General features: G+C 73.2%; 3 protein-coding genes and 1 pseudogene. 2 read left to right on the top strand and 2 right to left on the bottom strand.

The genetic code is table 11. The features are described 5' to 3' along the window. Both RIF68_RS30120 and RIF68_RS30115 read left to right on the top strand, forming a co-directional pair. A pseudogene (locus RIF68_RS30120) lies at positions 1-528 on the top strand (aminobenzoate oxygenase); the annotation flags it as partial. 258 nt (positions 529-786) lie between these two features. Then, on the top strand, positions 787-1,215 hold the full coding sequence (locus tag RIF68_RS30115; protein WP_309054441.1) for a VOC family protein: 429 nt from the start codon (positions 787-789) through the stop codon (positions 1,213-1,215). 123 nt (positions 1,216-1,338) lie between these two features. On the opposite strand, the gene RIF68_RS30110 is transcribed toward RIF68_RS30115, so the two are convergent. Then, a complete protein-coding gene (locus RIF68_RS30110) occupies positions 1,339-2,814 on the bottom strand; it encodes a penicillin-binding transpeptidase domain-containing protein (RefSeq protein WP_309054440.1) in 1,476 nt (491 codons plus the stop codon). Continuing rightward, on the bottom strand, positions 2,811-3,965 hold a 1,155-nt coding region (locus RIF68_RS30105; RefSeq protein WP_309054439.1), incomplete at its 5' end, for an FtsW/RodA/SpoVE family cell cycle protein. The genes RIF68_RS30110 and RIF68_RS30105, both read right to left, overlap by 4 nt.

Below are 3,965 nucleotides of genomic sequence, written 5' to 3'. Positions count from 1 at the left end.
GCCTTCGGCATGATCCGCGACACCACCGACAAGCCGCTGCCCAAGCAGATCCTCGCCTACGTCATGCAGGACGAGGCCCGGCACGTGGCCTTCGGCCGGATGGCCCTGCGTGACTACTACAAGCAGCTCACCGACGCCGAACTGCGCGAGCGCGAGGAGTTCGTCATCGAGGGCTGTTACCTCATGCGCGACCGGCTGCGCGGGGTCGAGGTCCTGGAGAACTTCGGCATCCCGAAGAAGGAGGCCGAGGAGATGAGCGAACGGAGCGCCTTCCTGCACCTCTTCCGCAAGCTCCTCTTCAGCCGCATCGTCCCCTGCGTGAAGGACATCGGCCTGTGGGGCGAGCGGCTCCAGAAGGCCTACCTGGACATGGGCGTCTTCGAGCTCGGCGACTCCAACCTGGACCTCCTCATGGCCCAGGACGAGGAGATCGCGGAACGGCTGGACGCGGAGCGTTTCGCGCGGGAGGAGCGCGAGCGGGTGGCGGAGGTGGAGGAGGCGATCGCCCGGGGCGCGGCGGCGGAGTAGCGCGGGGCGCCCCGGCCTACCCGGCGGCGGCCCGGTCCCGCCCGGCGCGGACCGGGAAACGATGTTGCCCCCGCCCGGGCCGGTCACTAGGGTCGGGCGGGTGACTGCCGGGTCGGCCATGGGCCACGCACGAGTGAGGGTCCCGGCTCCGGCGTGAGGCCGGGGCGGGCGAGAGGCCCGCCCTCCTTCTCCGCGTCTTCGCGGCCCGCGCCCCGGGCGCCCTTCCCCGCACATCACACGACCGGAGACACCTCACCCATGTCCCTTCACCCACCGCATCCGCACGCGCCCGAGCCGCCCTCCGCCGGCGTCCAGCTGAACCACACCGTCGTCCACGCGAGCGACCGGTACCTGTCCGCCGAGTTCCTCGCGGCGGTCCTGGGCCTGCGGGTCGGCGCCCCCTTCGGCCCGTTCCTGCCCCTCGACCTCGACAACGGCGTGACGCTCGACTACTACGAGCAGAGGAAGGAGCCGATCCAGTCCCAGCACTACGCCTTCCTCGTCCCCGAGGAACGGTTCGACGGCGTCATCGCCCGCCTGGACGCGGTCGGGGTCACCTACTACGCCGACCCCGCCCACGCCGAACCCGGCCGGATCAACCGCCTCTTCGGAGGCCGCGGCGCCTACTTCGCCGACCCGGACGGCCACAACATGGAGGTCATGACGCGGCCGTACGTCCGGCCCTAGGCCGGTCCGGGGGCGCCGGACCGCCGGCGCCCCCGGACCGCCCGCACCCGCGTGCCGGACACGGCTCACGACCGGTCCGCGCCGGGGAAGCCGCCCGCCGCGGAGGCGCTGCCCGCGTCCCGGTCACCTCCGGGCCTCCGCCTCCAGGCGCAGCGCCTCCGCCATCACCGCCCGGGCGACCGGGGCCGCGCTGCCGCCGCCGCTGATGTCCGTCCGGGAGGCCTCGGCGTCCTCCACGACGACCGCGACCGCCACCGCCGGCTGCGCCGCGTCCAGGGCCTGCGCCCAGGCGATGAACCAGGCGTACGGCGTCCCGGTGTTGCCGAACCCGTGCTGCGCCGTGCCGGTCTTGCCGCCGACCCGGGCCCCGGGGATCGCCGCGTTGCCCCCGGTCCCCTCCTCCACCGCCCGGACCATCAGCCGCTGGAGCTGGACGGCCGTCGACGGGGTCATCGCCTGCCGGTAGGTGCGGCGCGCCGTCCGGCCCACGGTCGTCCCGCCGGAGGTCGTCGTCCGGTCGACCAGGTACGGGTAGGCGATCTCGCCGTGGTTCGCCACCGCCGCCGCCACCATCGCCATCTGCAGCGGCGTCGCCGTGGTGTCGAACTGCCCGATCGAGGAGAGCGCCAGCTGGTCCGGGCTCATCCCCCGGTCGAAGTTCGACCGCGCCACCCAGGACGGCACGCGCAGCCCGGTGTCGTTGAAGCCGAAGCGTTCGACCGCCTCCACCATCCCGGCCGCGCCCACCTCCACCCCGAGCCCGGCCATCACCGTGTTGCACGACCACTGGATCGCGTACGCCAGCGACGCGTCCCCGCACCCCTTCGCCTCGTTGGGCAGCACCTGCCGGGTGCCCGGGAGCACGAAGGGGTCCGGGGTGTCCGTGGGCGCCTCCACGTCCCGTACCGCCCCCGCGTCGAGCGCGGCCGCCGCCGTCACGATCTTGAAGGTGGAGCCCGGCGGGTACGTCTGGCGCAGCGCCCGGTTCAGCATCGGCTGGTTCGGCGAGGAATTCAGCCGCCGCCAGGCGTCCTTGACCGCCCGGCCCGTCCCCGACAGGACCCCCGGGTCGTACGAGGGCGAACTGACCAGCGCCAGGATCCGGCCACTGTGCGGCTCCAGGGCCACCACCGCGCCCCGCTTGCCGGCGAGCCCCCGGAAGGCCGCCGCCTGCATCGAGGAGCGGATCGTCGTGATCACGTCCCCGCCCGGCCGCCGGCCCCGCCGCGGGTCGTTCCACAGAGGCAGCGGCGCCAGCATCGGATCCGTACCGGCCAGGACGGCGTCCTCCGCGTGCTCGACCAGCGTGGTGCCGTACGTCTGCGAGGCGTAACCGGTCAGCGGGGCGTACATCGGCCCCTCGCGGTACGTCCGCTCCCAGCGCAGCTGCTGCCCGCTGTCGCGGGAGCCCGTCACCGGGCGGCCGTCCACGACGATCTCCCCGCGCGGCTGCGCGTAGCGCTGGATGGCGATCCGCCGGTTGGCCGGGTTGCCGTCCAGCTCCGCCGCCTCGAAGACCATCACCCGGGCCGCGTTCACCAGCAGCGCGACGAGGAGGAGGAGACAGAGCACCGCCGCCCGCCGGATGTACCGGATCACCGCACGCCCTCCCGCACCGGTGCGACCGGGTCCGTCTCCGCCGCCTCGGGCAGCGGGGCGCGCGCCGAGTCGCTGACCCGGATCAGGAGCGCCACGATCATCCAGTTGGTCACCACCGACGAACCGCCCTGCGCCAGGAACGGCATCGCCATGCCGGTCAGCGGGATCAGCCCCATCACCCCGCCGGCGATCACGAACACCTGGAGCGCGACGATCGAGGCGAGCCCGGTCGCCAGGAGCCGGCCGAAGGCGTCGCGCAGCGACAGGCCGGCCTGGAAACCGCGGCCGACGAGCAGCGCGTAGAGGACGAAGAGGGCGGTGAGGCCGAGGAGCCCCAGTTCCTCCCCGGCCGTGGCGAGGATGAAGTCGGACTTGGTCGCGAAGCCGATCAGGACGGAGTGGCCGAGCCCGAGCCCCGTGCCGAGCATCCCGCCGGCCGCGAAGGAGAACAGGGACTGGGCCAGTTGCCCCGGTCCCTCGCCCGCGCGGATCGAGGCGAAGGGGTCGAGCCAGTCCTCCACCCGGCTGTGCACGTGCGGTTCCACCGAGCCGATGAGGAAGGCCCCGGCGGAGGCGAGGACCAGGCCGATCGCGATCCAGCCGGTCCGGCCCGTCGCCACGTACAGCATGATCACGAACAGTCCGAAGAAGAGGAGCGAGGTGCCGAGGTCCCGTTCCAGGACGAGGACGCCGACGCTGAGCACCCAGATCGCCACGATCGGCCCCAGCACCCGCCAGGTGGGGAACCGCAGCTGCCGGAACCGGCGGCCGGTGTAGGCGAGCGCGTGGCGGTTGGCGGCCAGATACGCGGCGAAGAACACCGCCAGCAGGATCTTCGCGAACTCACCGGGCTGGAAGGACAGCCCGCCGATCCGGATCCAGATCCGGGCGCCGTTCACGGCGGGGAAGAAGATCGGCAGGATCATCAGCGCCAGGGCGGCGGCCACCGACACGTACGCGTACCCCTGGAGCGTCCGGTGGTCCCGCAGCAGCAGCACCACCACGATGAACAGCGCCACCCCGAGCGTCGACCAGACCAGCTGGGGCGCCGCCGCCCGGTCGTGCGGGGTCTCCAGGTCGAGGCGGTAGATGAGGACCAGGCCGAGGCCGTTGAGGAGGACGGCGATCGGCAGCAGGAGCGGATCGGCGTA

Source organism: Streptomyces sp. (genome assembly GCF_031178505.1).
In the GTDB taxonomy this organism is placed as follows: domain Bacteria; phylum Actinomycetota; class Actinomycetes; order Streptomycetales; family Streptomycetaceae; genus Streptomyces; species Streptomyces gulbargensis.
Note: the sequence above shows the minus strand (reverse complement) of the source record. Positions and strands in the feature narration are given on the sequence as shown.

Bases quoted from the DNA above. Each gene is read 5' to 3' on its own strand.
- RIF68_RS30115 (WP_309054441.1), top strand. From the start codon at position 787: ATGTCCCTTCACCCACCGCATCCGCACGCGCCCGAGCCGCCCTCCGCC.